Consider the following 18,244-nt stretch of genomic DNA (forward strand, 5'->3'; position numbering starts at 1 on the left):
ATCGGGAAGATGTCCGGAGGTATCGAACCGGTCGATGGTCCAACACTACACCCGGCACCGCTGCGAGGCGCGACGCCACGACGGGCGCGCCTAGACTTCAGCGGTGAATACCGTTCGTTCGACCCTCCGATCGCCTCGGAGATTGACAACTGAGATCCTCGCGGGGCTGGTCACCTCCCTGGCCCTGATTCCCGAGGTCGTCTCGTTCGCGGTCATCGCGGGAGTCGACCCGAAAGTCGCGTTGTACACGTCCTGTGTCATGGCCATCACCATCGCGTTCGTGGGTGGGCGGCCTGCGATGGTGTCGGCCGCAGCCGGCGCGACAGCCCTGGTCATCGCGCCGCTGGTGTCGTCGCACGGGCTCGACTACTTGATTGCCGCGGTCTGGCTGGCAGGAGCGTTGCAGATCGTACTGGCGCTGGCAGGCGTCGCACGTCTGATGCGCTTCATCCCCCGTTCGGTGATGATCGGATTCGTCAATGCGTTGGCCATCCTCATCTTCAGCGCCCAGCTGGGGCACCTGTTCGACGTGCCGTGGCTCGTCTACCCGCTGGTCGCGTTCGGCATTGCGATGGTGGTGTTCATTCCGAAGCTCACCACCGCGGTGCCCGCCGCGTTGATCGCGATCATCGTGCTGACCGGTATCGTCGTGCTGTTCGGCGTGGATGTCCCCGACGTCGCCGACCAGGGTGAGCTTCCCGGAGGCTTCCCGAGCTGGATGATCCCGGACGTACCGCTCACACTCGAAACCCTCCGGATCATCGCCCCGTATGCGGTGGGCCTGGCGCTGGTGGGATTGATGGAGTCGTTGATGACAGCGAAGCTGGTCGACGACATCACCGACAGTCACTCGGACAAGACCCGCGAGGCTTGGGGCCAGGGCGTCGCGAACGGCGTTGCCGCGCTGTTCGGCGGCATGGGTGGGTGCGCGATGATCGGCCAGACCATGATCAACGTCAAGGAAGGTCGCGCGAGGACCCGGATCTCGACGTTCTGCGCGGGGATGTTCCTTCTTCTCCTGTGCGTCACCGTGGGAGATGTGGTCGGAGCGATCCCGATGGCCGCATTGGTCGCGGTGATGATCGTGATCGCGGTGACCACGTTCGACTGGCACAGCATCGCCCCCCGGACCCTGAAACTCATGCCGGTCAGCGAAACACTCGTCATGCTCGTGACGGTGATCGGAACGCTGGCCACCGACAATCTTGCGGTCGGTGTGGTCGCGGGTGTACTCACCGCCATGGTCGCGTTCGCGCGGCGGGTCGCGCACATGACGCGCGTCCGCGCCCTCGACGTGGACGGCGTGCGCACCTACAAGGTATCGGGCGAGTTGTTCTGGGCATCGAGCAATGATCTGGTGTACCAATTCGATTACGTCGACGACCCCGAGCGTGTCGTCATCGACCTCACCGACGCCGAGGTGTGGGATGCGTCGACCGTGGCGACATTCGATTCGGTGCTTCACAAGTACTCCGAGAAGGGGAAGTCCGCGACAATCGTGGGTCTGGAGGGCGCCAGCCTGCGCCGGGTCGAGATGCTGTCCGGAAACCTCGGCGACAGCTGATCGGGGTCGGCGACGTTTGGCTGCCGTTCCTCCCGGGAAGCCCATCCCCATGGCAACCTACAGAGTGATCGACCCCAACGGGGATGTAGTGGACACCAAGGACATCGACAGCGCCGACGACGCCCACGCGTGGTTCGTCGATACTCGCGCCGACAACACCGAGCTCGGCTGGCGCATGGAAGCGCAGCACGAGAACGATGGCACGTGGCACTTCTTCGACAGCACCGAAGGGACCTCGGAGTAACGGAGTAACACTCCACAGAGAGGGCCGGTGTACGGAAACTTCCGTACACCGGCCCTCTTTCGGATCTGTGTGCTGCCGGCACCTACTTGTTCTTGAACGCGTCCTTCACGTCCTCCACAGCGTCGGAGACCTTGTCGCCGGCCTGCTTCATGCCGCTCGAGGCGCGGTCGCCCTTGCCTTCGGCTTCGAGATCGCGGTCGTCTGTGGCCTTGCCGGTCTGTTCCTTGACCTTGCCGGTGGCTTCTTCCACCTTGTGCTTGGCCTTGTCGATGAAGTCTGCCATCGATCCTCCTCATGCTTGCCGATGGATCTTCGTGCCATGAAGAGATACCCGCGGGATCGGGAGGCAAACGTCCACACCTCCGGGGACTTCGCGTGCAAGACTTCCTGGGTACGCAGTCGTTGATCACACCGCAGTCCCTGATCGCACAGCAGTCCCTGATCACACGAGGACCCGGGAGGTGTCATGTCTCGAGCGAACGACGAAGACCCCATCGGTGATGCGCCGGACGCCGACCCGGAGCTGGTGCGCAGCGGCGCGGGCAGGCGTCGTGCGTCCGTGGCGTCGGTGATCGCAGCAGTCATCGTCGTAGTACTGATCATCGTCTTGATCCTCGTACTCATCTGAGTGCGCCGCTCGGATCGGAAGATGCAGTGATCAGAGCCAGTCGCGCCGCTTGAACAGCAGATACAGCAGTCCGGCCGATCCTGCGATGACGCAGGCGCTGACGAGTACACCCCACCCGTGACCGAAGCCCGGGTAGGGCACGTTCATGCCGTACCAGCCCGTGACTGCCGTTGGCACGGCGATGATCGCGGCCCACCCGGTGAGTTTCTTCATGACCGTGTTCAAGCGCGCATCCTGCAACGACAGGTTCGTTTCGAACAACGTGGTCACCATGTCGCGCAGCGATTCGGTCCATTCCGTCGCCCGGATCACGTGGTCGTAGAGATCGGTGTACCAACCGTCGAGTTCTGCATGGTTGCCGGTCTCGGCGCGGTGGCGCATCACCGCGGTCACGACCTCGCGCATCGGAAGTACGATGCGTCTGAGCTGGACCAGTTCCTTGCGCAGGCGGTAGATGCGGTGCTGGGTCTCGCGAGTCATCGGCGTGTCGCCGAAGAGTCCGTCCTCGATGCCTTCGATCGCGTCGTCGAGGGCCTGGATGGTGTCGAACTGGCCGTCGACGATCACGTCGAGCAGACCGTGGAGCAGGGCGCCGGTGCCGAACTGCAGGAGGTCGGAATGCTCGTCCCACCGGCGGACGACCTCGTCGATGTCGAACTGTCCACCGCGACGCACCGTCACGATCCCGCGCGGCAACACGAACGCCGAAACGCGGGTGGTGTGTAGCCGTGATTCGACTGTGCTGAGCGCATCGGAGTCCCGTTCGAGCTCGGTCGCGTACACCGTGAGGAAGGTGTGCGTGGGGTAGTGGGTGGTCTTGGTACGTTCGCCGCGCGCAATCGCGTCCTCGACCGCATGAGCGTCCAGTGTCAACTCGGTGGCGAGCGCGCTCAGCTGATCGTGCCCGGGGTCGTGCAGGTCCACCCACACGAGCGCTCTGTCGTCCGCGAGATGCTCGGACACCTCGTCGAGCGAAAAATCGTCCGCGACGAGCACACCATCGCGCCACAAGCGGGTACGTACCTCTCCGGGGAGATCGTCCATGCTCGAAGTGTGCCGTATTCAGAGCTCGGTGCTGGTTTCTCCGGTTTCGGTGAGTCGCAGCATCTCGTCGACGAACGCCGCATCGACGACCGGCCAGCCCGTAGGCCATCGATCCTCGTGCAATCTGCCGCGGAGGGAGACGAGTACGTCGACGACGTGCGCCCCACCGTCGACGAGGTACCGGAGCATGCCGCGGTCGCCGCAGATCTCGATGGCCGGTGCGAGGATCTCTTCTGCCTCCTCGAGGCGTCCCGCTGCGTGCAGACATGCGGTGAGTAGCCGTGTGGCCTGCAGATGTGCACGTCGTCGTCCGTTGTAGTCGGTGCGCTGCTGCCACAGTCGAGCCCACTCGACAGCCCGCGCAACCGAATCAGGGTCTCCGGTGCGATACAACAGGCGGATCGCGGTGGCATCCTCGATCTGTTCCGTGACTTCGACGATCCCGTCCGGGTCGGGTTCGAGGGACTCCGGCATCGAACGTGCGGCTTGCGGGGCAACGGGCAGACCGAGCCGGGCGCGTTCGTTCTCCACACGGGCTCGGAGCCGGGGCAGGCCGAATTCGGTGGCTGCGCGCACGCCGTCGTTCAGCAGCGCCGCCGCGTCGTCATGCCTTCCGCGCAGAATCTTCAGTCGTGCGCCGATGACGAATCTCGCGATCATGAAATCGGGCACCCCGCCCTGGATCCCGAGTTTCTGGCTCTCGTCGAGCAGGGTTTCGGCTTCGGCGATCCGGCCGGATTCGTACAACAATTCCCCGAGCATCGCTGCTGCGAGGCGAGCTGCGTGCGAGTGGATCCCACCGTTGCGCCGAGCCAGCTCGAGACCCTTGCGGAAATGGGCTTCAGCGTCCTGGATGTCGAGCAGTTCACTTGCGGCGATACCGGCCAGGCATTGGCCGTAAACGGCGGTGAACGCGCCGCGGGTGCGGGTGTGGAACTGCTCGGCCCATTGCTGGCGCCTTCGTGCATCATCGAATTCGAACCGGTAGATCTCGACGAAGGTGGCGACGTTCGCCGCGGCGGAAACGATCCACGGCGAGAGGGTGTCGGCGGCGTCGAGGGCGGGTGCGACGAGTTTCTGGACACCGACGATACGGTCGGAGTAGATCGCCATGGCCCCGTCGACGACGTCGGCCTCGATGAGCATGGCCTCGGCCTCGGTTTCTCCGGGGGCGTTGTGCCCGAGGAGGTTTCGTGCGGTGTCGAGGGCTGTCTGGGCCTCGGCCTGCCTATTGAGTGCAACCAGCGCCCATGCCGACACCAGTTGCAGCCGGGCGTTCGCCGCAACCGCGCGCGGCGGCAGCTTTCCCATCAGCACGAGGAGCGTCGACATGCGTGAATGTTCCATCAGAAACATGCCGTCGGTGGCGACGAGGTCCACTGCGCGTTGCTCGTCGCCTGCCGTGAGGGCATGGTCGACGGCTTCGCTGAGCATGTGGTGACGTTCGAACCACGCTGCTGCTTTCCGGTGCAGTTCCGGGATCGTGTCGGGCCGATCGCGTTCGAGGCGGCGGCGGAGGAAATCGAGGAACAGGTGGTGATACCGGAACCAGATGCGTTCGTCGTCGATGTGTCGGAGGAACAGGTCACGCTGTTCGATCTCCTCGAGCACAGCCTGCGCTCGTGGATGCCCGGTGAGTGCCGAGGCGAGGCTGCCGCTGATGGATTCGGTGATCGAGGTGTCCAGCAGGAACTCGTAGGTCTCGGGTTCGAGCGTGGACAGGACGTTGTCGGCGAGGAACTCGCCGATCGCATGGTGTCGTCCGGTGATGCTTTCGATCATCCCCGTCGGATCATCGCTGTCGCGCAACGACAGCGAGGCGAGCTGCAACGCCGCGGCCCATCCTTCGGTGGACTTGTTGAGGTCCTGCACGTCCTCGCGGTCCAGGTGAAGGCCGCTGACTTCGCGTAGGAACGAATCGGATTCGTCCGTGTCGAAACGCAGGACACTCGAATCGAGTTCGACGAGTTCGTCCCGCATCCGCATGCGACTCAAGGGCAGCCCGGCCTGAGACCGGCTGGTCACCACGATCTGCAGGTGGTGGCAACCTCGTTCGAGGAGGAAGTCCAGCGCGGCGATCGTTTCGGGTGAGGTGACCCGGTGCCAGTCGTCGATCATCAGGGTCATGTGCACGTCGGCGCGGTGCAGATCGTCGATCATGGTGCTCAGGACGTAGCGTTCGGCGTTGTCGCCGTGTGACTCCAGGATCTGCGCGAGTTGCCTGCCGAGCGGTGCTCGTACCTGTTTGACCGCTTCGATCAGATGGGTCAGGAACCACAGGACGTTGTTGTCGTCGCTGTCGACGGCGAGCCACGCGACCTGGATACCGTCGCTCGTGAGCACGTCGCGCCACTGTGCCGCGAGGGTCGACTTACCGAAACCGGTGGGCGCGTGGATCGCGGTGAGTCTGCGCCGCCGGCCCGCTCGCAGCAGATCGATCAGCCGGGTGCGGTCGATCAGTGGCCTGTTGGCGGCCGGTGGACGGAAGCGAGTCGCAGGTGAGGTCGACGGCGATGTGAACGACGTCGACGGGAGGCGTCCCGAATCGCTTGTCGAGGAGGTCGACGGTAGCGCTGCGGGAAGGGAGTGCCCGGGAGCGTCCTCGGGTAATGCCATGTCGTCGACGGGCAGACCGAAGCTGCGTTCGAGTTGCTGAAGCTCCTCCCCGAAGTCCATGGCGGTCTGTGGACGCCCTGCGGGGTCGGTCGACATTCCGCGTTCGAGTACTTCGCAGAGCGAGTCGGGGAGCCCGCCGCCCCGGAGATCCGGGATGGGCTCCGACGTGATCCGAAGGAATTGCGCAACGACCTTCTCACCTTCCCGGCGCTCGTATGCGGCATGGCCGGTGATCGCGCAGAACAGGGTCGCCGCGAGCCCGTAAACATCGGCCGCGGCGGCGGGAGTGTCGCCGCGCAGAATCTCGGGAGCTGTGAACGCGGGCGATCCGGTGATTGCTCCGGATGAGGTGCGAAAACCCCCGCCGACTCGTGCGATGCCGAAATCGGTGAGTTGAGGTTCGCCGTATTCGGTGATGAGGATGTTGCCCGGTTTCACGTCGCGGTGCAGTACGTCGTTCCGGTGGGCGGTTTCGAGCGCTCCCGCGACCTTGATTCCCAAGCGCACGGCTTCCGGCCACTCGAGTGGGCCGTGTCTGCGGATCCGTGCCTCGAGGGAGTCGTGCGGGTGGTAGTGCATCACGAGGTACGGCAGCCCGGTGTCGCCGGTGCCTGCTTGGAGCACGGTGACGATGTGCGGATGGCCGGACAACCGGCCCATCGCGCGTTGCTCCCGCAGAAACCGGTCCATGTTGTCGGGATCAAGGGTGGTGCTGAGAATTTTCACCGCCACTGTCCGGTCGAGCGATTCCTGACGGCATCGGTAGACCACACCGAAACCGCCTCGACCGATCTCTTCCGGATCGGTGAATCCGGCAGCGGCCAGTGCCCGAACGGTGTCGGCCTCGTTCGCGGTCAGGACCGGCGCGGCTCGGGTGGCGAGCGGGTCGTTTTCGGTCATCAGGGTGCCTCGTTCAGGGGTTTCTCCAGGATAGTCCCGCTGGGTGCACGCCCGGCGCTTATCTCTTCACCGGCCTCGATTACCTTTGTGCCGCCGGGGCGCGTCGACGAAGCCGACGACCCGGACGAAAACGACACTGCGACGAGAAGTGGACACACACATGAAGAAGACTCTCGCGGCGCTGCTCGGTGCGGGCGTGGTCCTGCTGGCGGCGGCGTGCGGATCCTCGGACGAGGCATCCGACTCGGCCGAGGACACCACCACCACGACCACCTCTGCATCGGCCGAGTCCGGTACTCCGAGCAGCCCCGCGGTGAACCTCGGCGACAGCTACGAGGACAACTGCGCGGCCATGCTCCCGTACCTCGACGAGCTAGAGGAATGGGGTCAGGATCGCGCTGCGGCTGCGGCCGCGGTCGCGGAAGCTCAGCAGCAGCTCCCGGAATGGGAGAACCTGAGCGAGGAAGAACAGGCCGATACCCTCAAGGCCATCGAGGACGCCGGTAAGGGGCAGTGCTCATAAACAGCGAGTTGTTCGACAGGTTGCGGCGCTTCCCCGACGTGGAAGCGCCCAATCTGCTTGCTGTCGACGCGGCGGACCGCCTGATTCTCGACGAGGCGGACGCCGCGCTCGTGGCCGCGCCCGACGGATCCGTCGTCGTGATCGACGACCACTTCGGTGCGCTCACACTCGGCACCGCTGCCCGGCACGATGCGTCCGGATTGCGCGTTCACCAGGATTCGATCGTCGCCGAACGCGCATTGGCCGCGAACGCCGACCGTGAAGGCATGCTGGACCGCTTCACCTCCGGCGGCCTGAGCGAGGAGCTCCTGACCGGCGCGCAGGTGGTTCTTCTGCAGCTGCCTCGATCGCTCAGCGCTCTCACCGAGATCGCGGAAGCCGTCGCCCGGTATGCAGCACCGGAGGTCACTCTGTTCGCGGGTGGACGGGACAAACACATCACAGTCGCCATGAACGATGTCCTCGGCCAGTCGTTCGGCGAGGTCCAGGCATCGCGGGGAAGGCAGAAGTCGAGGGTCCTCAGAGCCCGGAAGCCGATTCCCGGCGCGCCGACCTATCCGGTCGCCGAGACACTGACCGACCTCGATCTGACCGTTGTCGCGCACGGTGCGGTCTTCGCAGGCCCGCGCCTCGACATCGGGACCCGCTACCTCCTCGACTTCCTGCGTCAGACCCCGCGGGACATCGGCGTGGCGGTGGACCTCGGGTGTGGCACCGGAATCCTCGCCGCGGAGCTGGCCAGGCTTCGGCCTTCGGCGCGAATCATCGCGACCGACCAGTCCGCCTCGGCAGTGGCCTCCGCCGCGGCGACCGCCGCTGCGAACGGTCTGGCCGACCGCATCGAGACTCTTCGCGACGACGTCGCATCCTCGCTACCCGATGCGTCCGTCGACGTCGTGGTGTGCAACCCGCCGTTCCACATCGGTGCTGCGGTGCACACCGGTGTCGCGGTCAAGATGTTCGAATCGGCCGCCCGCATCCTGCGTGACGGCGGCGAATTGTGGACCGTGCACAACTCCAACCTCGGCTACCACCGCAACCTGCAAGAACTGGTCGGCCGAACAACCGTTGCGGGTCGTAACCGCAAGTTCACCGTGACCCGATCGGTCCGCACCCGGTAGAGTCCGGTTTGTCCGGGGCCGCTTCGCGGCATCGAAGACGGTCCGCTCCGCGGTGGGGAACTTTCGTCGCGGCTGCCTCGTTCAATGGACAACCAGGTTCAACGGACAGAAGCGAACCATCAGAAGGGAAGTGCACGGTGCGCACCACCAGCAATCCGGTGTTCCGCAACCTGCCCAAGCAAGAGGGCGGCGGATACGCCTCATTCGGCTCTGCGACAGCGGGCGCCGCTCAGGTAACCCAGCAATTCGGACAGCCGCAATATGCGCCTGCAGATCCGTGGGCGCGTCCCACCGATCAGCGGTCCATGACGATCGACGACGTCGTCACCAAGACCGGCATCACGCTCGGCGTGCTCGCCGTCACGGCGCTGATCTCGTACGTACTGGTCAACTCCAATACCGGTCTGGCTGTGCCCTTCGTGGTCGGCGGCGGACTGATCGGTCTCGTCCTCGTCCTCGTCGCCACGTTCGGCCGGAAGATGGACAACCCGGCCATCGTCCTGGCCTACGCGGTCGCAGAAGGCTTCTTCCTCGGCGCGCTGTCGTTCATGTTCACCGACATCACCTTCGGGGGCGCCGGCGGCTCGACGCTGATCGCTCAGGCGGTCCTCGGCACCTTCGGCGTGTTCTTCGGCATGCTCGTCGTCTACCGCACAGGCGCGATCCGCGTCACCCCGCGGCTGACCCGCATGATCGTCGGCGCCCTGGTCGGTGTCCTGGTTCTCGCACTCGGCAACCTGGTCGCGAGCTTCTTCATCGACGGCGGACTCGGCCTGCGCGACGGCGGCGCTCTCGCCATCATCTTCAGCCTCGTGTGCATCGGCATTGCCGCATTCAGCTTCCTGCTGGACTTCGACGCCGCTGACCAGCTGATCCGCGCCCAGGCGCCGGAGAAGGCTGCGTGGGGCGTGGCCTTCGGTCTCACCGTCACCCTGGTCTGGCTGTACGTCGAGATCCTGCGACTGCTCAGCTACTTCCAGAACGACTAGTCTTCAGCCGCACAGCGGCCGGACCACCTAGTAGGTGGTCCGGCCGCTGTCGTATGGCCGAGAGGCCCTCGACAACCGATGTCTGAGAACATGGTGGTATGCGCATCGCGGATTCTGTTGTCGACCTCATCGGAAATACCCCCCTGGTCAAACTCAACTCGGTGGTCAAACCCGGATCGGCGCTGGTGGCAGCGAAGATCGAGTACCTCAACCCCGGCGGTAGCTCGAAAGACCGCATCGCCGTCAAGATGATCGACGCCGCCGAGGCCTCGGGCGAACTGAAGCCCGGCGGCACGATCGTCGAACCGACCTCCGGAAACACCGGGATCGGTCTGGCTCTCGTCGCCCAGCAGCGCGGATACAAGTGCGTGTTCGTCTGCCCCGACAAGGTCAGCGAAGACAAGCGCAACGTGCTCAGGGCCTACGGCGCCGAAGTTGTGGTGTGCCCGACCGCGGTGCCGCCGGAGCATCCCGACAGTTACTACAACGTCTCCGACCGGCTCGCCCGCGAGATCCCCGGTGGCTGGAAGCCGAACCAGTACTCGAACCCGGGCGGTCCCGAGAGTCACTACGAGACCACCGGCCCCGAGATCTGGAACGACACCGACGGCAAGATCACACACTTCGTCGCAGGTGTCGGCACCGGCGGCACCATCAGCGGCACCGGCCGCTATCTCAAGGAGGTGTCGGGCGGCAAGGTCAAGGTCGTCGGCGCCGACCCGGAAGGCTCCGTGTACTCCGGCGGCACCGGCCGCCCGTACCTCGTCGAAGGCGTCGGCGAGGACTTCTGGCCCGCCGCATACGACCCGGCCATCCCCGACGAGATCATCGCCGTTTCCGACGCCGACTCGTTCGAGATGACCCGCCGCCTCGCCCGCGAGGAAGGCATGCTCGTCGGCGGCTCGTGCGGGATGGCGATGGTCGCGGCCCTCGAAGTCGCCGAGCGAGAAGGTCCCGAGGCCGTCGTCGTGGTGCTGCTGCCCGACGGTGGTCGCGGATACCTGTCGAAGATCTTCAACGACAAGTGGATGGCGTCGTACGGCTTCCTCCGCGCCCCGCTCGACGGCAAGCCCGACGACTCCACAGTCGGCGACGTGCTGCGCGGCAAATCCGGCGACCTGCCCGCACTCGTGCACACCCACCCCTCCGAAACTGTGCGCGACGCAATCGAGATCCTCCGCGAATACGGCGTCTCGCAGATGCCCGTCGTCGGTGCCGAACCACCCGTCACCGCGGGCGAGGTCGCCGGTTCGGTCAGCGAACGCGAACTGCTCAGCGCCGTCTTCGAAGGACGCGCGAATCTCGCCGACTCCGTCGAGAAGCACATGAGCCCGCCGCTGCCCAACATCGGTGTCGGCGAGTCGATCGCTTCCGCGACAAAGGCGTTCGGCGACACCGACGCGCTCATGGTGATCGACGACGGCAAACCCGTCGGCGTCATCACCCGCCACGATCTGCTTGGTTTCATCTCCGAAGGCCGATAGGACACCGATTTCACAATGACGGACAACACACAGCACGGCTTCGCCACACGCGCCATCCATGCAGGCTTCGAGCCCGACCCGCAGACCGGCGCGGTCAACGTGCCGATCTATGCGTCGTCGACGTTCGCTCAGGACGGCGTCGGTGAAATGCGCAACGGCTTCGAATACGCGCGCACCGGCAACCCCACTCGTCGCCCACTCGAAGCGAATCTCGCAGCGCTCGAAGGCGGCGCCTACGGTCGCGCGTTCGGTTCGGGTATGGCGGCCACCGACTGCCTGCTGCGTTCGACGCTGCGGCCCGGCGACCACCTCGTCATCCCCAACGATGCCTACGGCGGCACGTTCCGGCTCATCGACAAGGTATTCACGCAGTGGGGTATCGAGTACACACCCGCCGCGGTCAACGATCTCGACGAGGTGCGCGCGGCCCTGCGGCCGAATACCAAGCTCGTGTGGGTCGAGACCCCCACCAACCCGCTTCTCAACATCGGTGACATCGCCGCGCTCGCGGACATCGCACATACCGGCGGCGCGAAGCTCGTCGTCGACAACACGTTCGCGTCGCCGTACCTGCAGCAGCCGCTGTCACTCGGCGCCGACATCGTGCTGCACTCGACCACCAAATACATCGGTGGTCACTCCGACGTCGTCGGGGGAGCGCTGGTGGCGAACGACGAGGAACTCGACACGGCGTTCGCGTTCCTCCAGAACGGCGCAGGTGCGGTGCCCGGGCCGTTCGACGCCTTCCTCACGTTGCGGGGCATCAAGACCCTCGCGGTGCGGATGGAGCGGCACAGCGACAATGCCGAGAAGATCGTCGACGCGCTCTCCGGGCACAAGGCGGTCACGTCGGTGCTCTATCCCGGTCTCGAGTCGCATCCCGGTCATGAGGCCGCTGCCAAGCAGATGCGTCGTTTCGGCGGCATGATCTCGGTGCGTCTGGCAGGCGGGCGGGAGGCTGCGCTCGACTTCTGCAAGCGCACGCAGATCTTCACCCTCGCCGAGTCGCTCGGCGGCGTCGAGTCGCTGATCGAGCACCCGGGTGCCATGACGCACGCGTCGACGGCGGGCTCGGCGCTCGAAGTGCCGGACGATCTCGTGCGGCTGTCCGTCGGCATCGAGGATGTTGCGGATCTGCTGGCCGACATCGAGCAGGCTCTGGGATAAGTCCCGGCGACACGCGAGGAGGCGCCCGCCTGGGCGCCTCCTCGCGCGTTCGAGTCCCCTACGCTGAGGCGATGGGTGCATTCGATCAGGCGCGGATAGGAGAACCGGAGATCCGTGCGGCAGCGGAAGTGCTTGCGCCCGTCATGCGGAGAACACCGGTGTTGCCGTCGCGTGTGCTCTCCGAACGTACCGGCGTCCCCGTGTGGTTCAAATGCGAGAACCTCCAGCACACCGGCTCGTTCAAACCGCGGGGTGCGTACAACCGGATCGCGAGGCTCGCAGCGGACGAGCGGGCGCGCGGTGTCGTTGCGGCGAGCGCGGGCAATCATGCGCAGGGAGTCGCGTGGGCGGCGACCGGGCTCGGCATCGCCTCGACGGTGTTCATGCCGGTCGGTGCGGCCCTGCCGAAGGTCGCCGCGACCCGTGCCTACGGCGCCGACGTCCACTTCGCCGGCCACACGATCGATGACGCGCTCGTAGCGGCGCAGGACTTCGCGGCGGAGACGGGCGCGGTGTTCATCCACCCGTACGACCACGAGGATGTCGTGGCCGGACAAGGCACCGTCGGACTCGAGATCGCTGCGCAGCTCCCCGATGTGAGCGCTGTGGTTGTTCCGACCGGTGGCGGCGGTCTGCTGGCAGGAGTCGCAGTGGCACTCGCTGCTGTCCGGCCGGGGGTTCGGGTGATCGGTGTGCAGGCCGAGGGCGCGGCCGCATGGCCGGGTTCGTTGCAAGCGGGGCACCCCGAACGGGCCGAGGCGATGTCGACCGTCGCTGACGGTATTGCCGTGGGAATGCCTGGGTCCGTACCGTTTCCGCTCGTGCAGGGCCACGTCGAGGGCGTCGTCACTGTCAGCGACGACGCCCTCGCCAGAGCGTTGGTGCTGTGCATGGAGCGGTCCAAGCTCATCGTCGAGCCCGCGGGAGCTGCTGCGGTCGCTGCGCTGTCCACCGCGGGACTGGAGCTCGACGGCCCGGTGGCCGCGATCCTTACCGGCGGCAACATCGATCCGCTCGTTCTGACTCATGTGATCGGACATGGCCTGCGAGCAGACGGTCGGTATCTTGCTGTGCGCGTGTCGATCCCGGATCGGCCCGGTGCTCTGGTCGGATTGCTGAGCGTTGTCGGAGATTCCGATGCCAGCGTCGTCGACGTCGTACATTCGCGTACGGCGGGGCAACTCGCGCTCGACGAGGTGCAGGTCGCACTGACGATGGAAACCCGTGGTGCGCAACACCGCAGTGAGGTACTCGATGCGCTGCGCGACGCCGGTTACGTGCTGCAGATCGAATAGGCCGGTGGTCTGGCCGTCTCGGAGGACGACCAGGCCGATCGGTCGACGCCGTTGCGGTGGTGTGTTCGGTGCCAGCTCAGCCCTGCTGGGACTCGAGTGTCGTGAGTGCTTGTTCGAACAGGTCGAGGTTGTAGTTCGCGTCCTCGAATCCGCCCACGGTGTCCTTGCCGCCGGGGAACACGGTGTCGTTGACGACCGCCGGTACCGCCTCGAAGAGTGGTTCGGCCATGACAGCCTCGAGCTCTGCGTTCGGCTCGCCGCGAAGGTTCGTCACGTGGAGCAGCACTGTGCCGTCGAGCACGACCGGAAGCTGCTCGACGCTCAGTTCGGCTTCACCGGCCGACTCTGCGCCTGCGACTGCTTGCTCGGCGGGCGCGATGCGCGCGCCGGCCTTCGTGAACACACTTCCCCAGATGCTCTCGCCGCTGTAGGTGTTGAACGTGCCCGCATTCCAGGAGCCGAGCAGCGCCGCGAAGGTCTCGGTGTCGAGGGCGACGCGGTGTGTTTCAGCGATACGTGCGGTGCGCTCGTCGAAGTCGGTGACCAGCTGCTCGTAGGTGTCTTCCTTGCCGAGTGCCTGCGCGACAAGCTCGACGCGTCCTTGCCAGTCGGCGCGACCGGGTCCGGCGATGTCGAGCACCAGCACGGGTGCGATCTCGCGCAGTGGGGCCAGGTCACTGTCCTCGATGCGGTTGTGGGCGATGATCAGGTCCGGCTCGAGAGTGGCGATCTGCTCGATATCGGGTTCCGATCCGTTGGATACCACCGGGACGTCCTCGATCTGTTCCCAGGTTTCCGGTGTGACGGACGTTTCATCCACGGCGCCGCGCCCGACGGGGACGACACCGAGATTGATCAGAGGCTGCGTCGCGATGTGATGGATGGTGACGATGCGCTCGACGTCGACGGGGATTTCCACCTCGCCGGAGCCGTCGGTCACCGTGCGGACGGCAGCCTCCGTCGGTGCGGTCTCGGCGGGTTCGGGTGAGCTGCATCCCGTCAGGATCATGGCCAGGCTTGCTGCGGCGACCAGTGCACCGACTCCGAATCTGCGGCGTGAACGTGTGGCGAACATGGGACCTCTCGTGGGGACAGGACAACGCGGCACCGTATGGACGCGCGTAATTGCGAAAACGTTTCGCAATTGGCTAAGGTTAACCTAATCAATGTCGTTCGGGAAAGGTGCATGCAACCTATGGCTACGGGATCAGGCATTCGGAGCCTGCTGTATCCGGTACGCGTTCGCCTCCTGATTTCCGGTGCGCTGCAGGTGTTCTGTGCGATCGGAACGGTGCTTCCGTTCATTGCGATAACCGAGGTGACGCGGGAATTGCTCGGCGGCGGAGTTGTCCCCTGGGGTTGGGTGTGGGCCGCGGTGGTAGCCCTGGTGGTGACGCCGCTCGTTCACAGTTGCTCGTTCTCGCTCAGCTTCGGGGCGAGCCGCGACACCCAGTACCGGACACGGCGGAACCTGGTCGGTCATCTCGCGCGGGTGCCGCTCGGTTGGTTCGGTGGCGTCACCGGGGGTGGACTACGCAAGCTAGTGAGCAGCGACGTGGCCGCTCTGACCGGGCTGATCGGTGAAGCGATTCCGCTCGCACCCCGGTTTGCCGCTGTCTCGGTCCTCGCGATCGCCTACCTCGCCTGGATCGACCCGCTTTTCGCGATCGTGATCGCCCTGCCGGTGGTCATCGCTTCTGTACTCCTGGTCCGCCGCCCGCCGATAGCTCCCGACCTCGAACGGGAGTACCGTCGCGCCGCTCGGGGGTTGAGCGAGCGCGCGACCGAACTCGGCCAGGGTATGGCCGTCTGGAAGGTGTTCTCGGGCACTCGCATCGCCGACGACAGATTCGTCGATGCCATCGACCAGCGCACCCGCTCCTACCTCGCGACCGAACGCGCCCGGGACAGGCGGGGGCGCCTTCCGCTGACTCTCTCGTCATGGTCGTTCATCCTGGTGTGGACGACCGTGTGGGGCGTGGTCTTCGTCGCGACCGACCTGCTGGTGCCGGCGGATCTCATCCCCTTCCTGCTGATGTGCTGGATCGTGTCGCGCGCTGTGTGGCTTGTGCCGACGTTGCGGACGCTGGTGAGTCGCAGCCGTGCCCTTGCCGAGTCGCTGGACCGCGCGTTCGCGACCCCGGAACTCCCGACGGGAGACCGGACTCTTGCCGCACGCCGCAACATCACCATCCGTTTCGCCGACGTCACATTCGAATATGACAGAGGCAGAACGGTTATCGAAGATTTCGATCTCGAGCTGACCCCCGGTACGGTGACCGCCGTGGTAGGCGCGTCCGGGTCGGGGAAATCGACGTTGACCCGCCTGCTGCCACGATTCTGGGACGTCACCGGAGGCGCGATCACGGTCGACGGGGTCGACATACGCCGGTTGGATCCTGCCGAGCTCTACCGGCTGATCGGATTCGTCTTCCAGGATGTGCGGATGCTGCGACGAACCGTGGCCGACAACATCCGCCTCGCGGATCCCACGGCGAGCGACGAGCGGGTCCGAGCTGCGGCGCGCGCGGCGCGTATCCACGACCGGATCCTGGAAGAGCCGCTCGGATACGACGCAGTCATAGGAGAGCACGTCTCGTTCTCCGGGGGCGAGGCCCAGCGCATCTCGATCGCGCGGGCGATCCTCGCCGATCCGCCGGTTCTCGTTCTTGACGAGGCGACGTCGGCGGCGGATCCCGAATCCGAATCCCTCGTCCAGGACGCGATCGCAGCACTGAGCCGAGACAAGACCGTGCTGATGGTGGCCCATCGATTGGAGACCGTCGTGAATTCCGACGTGATCGTGGTGATGGAGTCCGGCCGCATCGCCGAGCGCGGCACTCACACCGAGCTGATGAACCGAGGCGGACGATACGCAAACATGTGGCGATCGGGCTTCGCGACGACGGGGGCTGCAGGGTGATGCTCACCGCTCTCGGTCGGGCCATCGGCCCCGCAGCAGTCGTGCGATTGCGCCGCACGTTCGTGGCGACCGGCGCTATCGCGGTACTGGAGGCAGTCGGGCTCGCGATGCTGGTGCCGTTGCTCACCGACCTGTTCGCCGACAACTTTCCCCGCGTGTGGTTGTGGACCGCGCTGCTGGTGGTGATCGTCGCTACGGCAATGGTGGCACAAGACGTGGTGACCACCCGGCGGCGTCGCGACACCTCGGAGTCCGTGGCCGCGCTGCAGAGGCGTATCGCCGACCACGCCACCACATTGCCGCTGGGGTGGTTCGGTGCCGCGAACCAGGACCGCCTGACGCGCATCGTCACCGATGCGGGTGAGGCACTGACACTGACGGTCAACGGTATCATGGCAATCAACCTGCGCGCATTGGTTCTCGGCGCATCGCTGTGGTTCGTGCTCGTGTGGATCGACTGGCCTACTGCGGCCGTCGGTGCGGCCGGACTCGTGCTGCTCGTGGTTCTGTACAGGGTCGCCATCCGGTTGCTGCGCGGTGCCACAGCCGCGCAGGAGCGCGCGGCCGAGGACATCAACGGCAAGATCGTCGAGTTCGCGCAGAACCAGCCTGTACTACGCGGATACGGGCGAGTGGGCGACGCCGACACGGAGCTGTTGTCTGCGATCGACGAGATGCGTCGCGGTGCGGCGAAGTATTTTCGCGGTGCGATCGTCGGTGCCGTGCTGTTCGCGATCGGCACCGGTGTGTTCTTCTCCGGTGTTCTGGTGGTGGCTCTCCAGCGGGCCGACGGCGGGAGTCTCGCCGTGGCCTCTGCCGTGTGCGCAGTTCTGTTCGCGGCGCTGCTGGTCGATGCTGTCGCGGCGCTCGGACGGACCGGAAGTGTCATCCGTGAAGCAGAGGGGATCCTCGCTGAGGCGGGCGACCTGCTCCGGGTGCCGGCGCTGCCCGAACCCGCCGTGCCCGTCCCGTCCGGGCACGACAACTCCCTCGCATTCGATGACGTTTCCTTCTCGTACATGTCGGGACGTGCGGTACTGCGCGGGGTCGGGTTCGACGTTCCTGCCGGCACCACGTGCGCCGTGGTGGGGCCCTCGGGATCGGGGAAAACCACGCTGGCACGATTGGTCGCGCGATACTGGGACGTCGAAGCGGGCTCTGTGCGCATCGGGGGAGTCGACGTCCGTGACATGGCGACGGCAGACCTGATGGCGCGCGTGTCGCTCGTATTCCAGGATGTATACCTGTTCGACGGCGCCATTCGGGAGAATATCGGCATTGCCGATCCCGGTGCATCGGATGCCGATTTCGAGCGTGCGGCCCGGTTGGCGCGGGTCGACGATATCGTCGAACGGCTGCCCGACGGGTGGAACACCCGGGTCGGTGATCACGGATCGTCCCTGTCCGGTGGTGAGCGACAACGTGTCTCGATCGCGCGCGCGTTCCTGCGCGATGCCCCCATCGTCGTCCTGGACGAGCCGACGTCCGCGCTCGATCGCGAGAACGAGACGGCGATTCTTGCTGCTCTCGGCGAATTATGCCGCGACCGCACGGTTCTCGTCATCGCCCATCGTCTGCATACCGTCGTGAATGCCGACCGCATCGTCTTCCTCGAGCACGGTGAGGTGACAGAGACCGGGAGTCACGACGAGCTGATGGCGGCCGGCGGACGCTACGCTGATTTCGAGGCGACTCTTGCGCGTAGGCACCGGCCGATCGTCACCGCGGGGTCCCCGGAATGACGGT

The 18,244-nt window shown here is 65.7% G+C and carries 15 protein-coding genes; 11 read left to right on the forward strand and 4 right to left on the reverse strand.

What is annotated here, in order from left to right:
* Positions 1 to 103: 103 nt before the first annotated feature.
* Both ACSYG9_RS16850 and ACSYG9_RS16855 read left to right on the forward strand, forming a co-directional pair.
* A complete protein-coding gene (locus ACSYG9_RS16850) occupies positions 104 to 1,564 on the forward strand; it encodes a SulP family inorganic anion transporter (protein WP_440123623.1) in 1,461 nt (486 codons plus the stop codon).
* A gap of 49 nt (positions 1,565 to 1,613) precedes the next feature.
* Complete coding sequence (locus ACSYG9_RS16855) at positions 1,614 to 1,808, forward strand: hypothetical protein (RefSeq protein WP_440123624.1); 195 nt, start codon at positions 1,614 to 1,616, stop codon at positions 1,806 to 1,808.
* 82 nt (positions 1,809 to 1,890) lie between these two features.
* On the opposite strand, the gene ACSYG9_RS16860 is transcribed toward ACSYG9_RS16855, so the two are convergent.
* Positions 1,891 to 2,091, reverse strand: coding sequence for a CsbD family protein (locus ACSYG9_RS16860; RefSeq protein WP_169687744.1), 201 nt, complete (start codon positions 2,089 to 2,091; stop codon positions 1,891 to 1,893).
* A 183-nt stretch (positions 2,092 to 2,274) separates the two neighbouring features.
* Here ACSYG9_RS16860 and ACSYG9_RS16865 point away from each other — a divergent pair, with 183 nt between their 5' ends.
* On the forward strand, positions 2,275 to 2,436 hold the full coding sequence (locus ACSYG9_RS16865; RefSeq protein ID WP_440123625.1) for a hypothetical protein: 162 nt from the start codon (positions 2,275 to 2,277) through the stop codon (positions 2,434 to 2,436).
* 30 nt (positions 2,437 to 2,466) lie between these two features.
* On the opposite strand, the gene ACSYG9_RS16870 is transcribed toward ACSYG9_RS16865, so the two are convergent.
* Both ACSYG9_RS16870 and ACSYG9_RS16875 read right to left on the reverse strand, forming a co-directional pair.
* Positions 2,467 to 3,480 (reverse strand): CorA family divalent cation transporter, encoded by a 1,014-nt coding sequence (locus ACSYG9_RS16870; protein WP_440123626.1) that lies wholly within the window; start codon positions 3,478 to 3,480, stop codon positions 2,467 to 2,469.
* A gap of 18 nt (positions 3,481 to 3,498) precedes the next feature.
* Positions 3,499 to 6,996 (reverse strand): protein kinase domain-containing protein, encoded by a 3,498-nt coding sequence (locus tag ACSYG9_RS16875; RefSeq protein ID WP_440123627.1) that lies wholly within the window; start codon positions 6,994 to 6,996, stop codon positions 3,499 to 3,501.
* A 160-nt stretch (positions 6,997 to 7,156) separates the two neighbouring features.
* Between ACSYG9_RS16875 and ACSYG9_RS16880 the strand changes: the two genes are divergently transcribed.
* The 6 genes from ACSYG9_RS16880 (at position 7,157) to ilvA (ending at position 13,575) form a co-directional block, all read left to right on the forward strand.
* Positions 7,157 to 7,519 (forward strand): hypothetical protein, encoded by a 363-nt coding sequence (locus ACSYG9_RS16880; protein WP_440123628.1) that lies wholly within the window; start codon positions 7,157 to 7,159, stop codon positions 7,517 to 7,519.
* Positions 7,510 to 8,640, forward strand: a complete 1,131-nt coding sequence (locus ACSYG9_RS16885) for a methyltransferase (protein ID WP_440123629.1) — start codon at positions 7,510 to 7,512, stop codon at positions 8,638 to 8,640. The genes ACSYG9_RS16880 and ACSYG9_RS16885 overlap by 10 nt, the downstream gene beginning before the upstream one ends.
* Before the next feature lie 137 nt (positions 8,641 to 8,777).
* Complete coding sequence (locus tag ACSYG9_RS16890) at positions 8,778 to 9,629, forward strand: Bax inhibitor-1/YccA family protein (protein ID WP_454839248.1); 852 nt, start codon at positions 8,778 to 8,780, stop codon at positions 9,627 to 9,629.
* A gap of 98 nt (positions 9,630 to 9,727) precedes the next feature.
* Entirely contained in the window at positions 9,728 to 11,113 is a 1,386-nt protein-coding gene (locus ACSYG9_RS16895) for a cystathionine beta-synthase (protein WP_440123631.1), read from the forward strand.
* A gap of 15 nt (positions 11,114 to 11,128) precedes the next feature.
* Positions 11,129 to 12,280: a cystathionine gamma-synthase gene (locus ACSYG9_RS16900; RefSeq protein ID WP_454839249.1), complete on the forward strand. Its 1,152-nt coding sequence runs from the start codon at positions 11,129 to 11,131 to the stop codon at positions 12,278 to 12,280.
* A 71-nt stretch (positions 12,281 to 12,351) separates the two neighbouring features.
* Positions 12,352 to 13,575: a threonine ammonia-lyase gene (gene ilvA, locus ACSYG9_RS16905; RefSeq protein ID WP_454839251.1), complete on the forward strand. Its 1,224-nt coding sequence runs from the start codon at positions 12,352 to 12,354 to the stop codon at positions 13,573 to 13,575.
* 76 nt (positions 13,576 to 13,651) lie between these two features.
* Here ilvA and ACSYG9_RS16910 read toward each other — a convergent pair whose 3' ends face one another.
* Complete coding sequence (locus ACSYG9_RS16910) at positions 13,652 to 14,650, reverse strand: ABC transporter substrate-binding protein (RefSeq protein WP_454839253.1); 999 nt, start codon at positions 14,648 to 14,650, stop codon at positions 13,652 to 13,654.
* Positions 14,651 to 14,770: 120 nt separating this feature from the next.
* On the opposite strand from ACSYG9_RS16910, the gene ACSYG9_RS16915 reads away from it, so the two are divergent.
* Entirely contained in the window at positions 14,771 to 16,498 is a 1,728-nt protein-coding gene (locus tag ACSYG9_RS16915) for an ABC transporter ATP-binding protein (protein WP_454839254.1), read from the forward strand.
* Positions 16,498 to 18,240: an ABC transporter ATP-binding protein gene (locus ACSYG9_RS16920; protein WP_454842978.1), complete on the forward strand. Its 1,743-nt coding sequence runs from the start codon at positions 16,498 to 16,500 to the stop codon at positions 18,238 to 18,240. Before ACSYG9_RS16915 ends, ACSYG9_RS16920 begins: the two co-directional genes overlap by 1 nt.
* The last annotated feature ends 4 nt before the right edge of the window (positions 18,241 to 18,244 follow it).

The organism is Rhodococcus sp. SJ-2 (assembly GCF_053750035.1).

Bases quoted from the DNA above. Each gene is read 5' to 3' on its own strand.
- ACSYG9_RS16855 (WP_440123624.1), top strand. From the start codon at position 1,614: ATGGCAACCTACAGAGTGATCGACCCCAACGGGGATGTAGTGGACACC.
- ACSYG9_RS16920 (WP_454842978.1), top strand. From the start codon at position 16,498: ATGCTCACCGCTCTCGGTCGGGCCATCGGCCCCGCAGCAGTCGTGCGA.
- ACSYG9_RS16895 (WP_440123631.1), top strand. From the start codon at position 9,728: ATGCGCATCGCGGATTCTGTTGTCGACCTCATCGGAAATACCCCCCTG.
- ACSYG9_RS16875 (WP_440123627.1), bottom strand. From the start codon at position 6,996: ATGACCGAAAACGACCCGCTCGCCACCCGAGCCGCGCCGGTCCTGACC.
- ACSYG9_RS16880 (WP_440123628.1), top strand. From the start codon at position 7,157: ATGAAGAAGACTCTCGCGGCGCTGCTCGGTGCGGGCGTGGTCCTGCTG.
- ACSYG9_RS16915 (WP_454839254.1), top strand. From the start codon at position 14,771: ATGGCTACGGGATCAGGCATTCGGAGCCTGCTGTATCCGGTACGCGTT.
- ilvA (WP_454839251.1), top strand. From the start codon at position 12,352: ATGGGTGCATTCGATCAGGCGCGGATAGGAGAACCGGAGATCCGTGCG.
- ACSYG9_RS16860 (WP_169687744.1), bottom strand. From the start codon at position 2,091: ATGGCAGACTTCATCGACAAGGCCAAGCACAAGGTGGAAGAAGCCACC.
- ACSYG9_RS16870 (WP_440123626.1), bottom strand. From the start codon at position 3,480: ATGGACGATCTCCCCGGAGAGGTACGTACCCGCTTGTGGCGCGATGGT.
- ACSYG9_RS16910 (WP_454839253.1), bottom strand. From the start codon at position 14,650: ATGTTCGCCACACGTTCACGCCGCAGATTCGGAGTCGGTGCACTGGTC.
- ACSYG9_RS16865 (WP_440123625.1), top strand. From the start codon at position 2,275: ATGTCTCGAGCGAACGACGAAGACCCCATCGGTGATGCGCCGGACGCC.
- ACSYG9_RS16900 (WP_454839249.1), top strand. From the start codon at position 11,129: ATGACGGACAACACACAGCACGGCTTCGCCACACGCGCCATCCATGCA.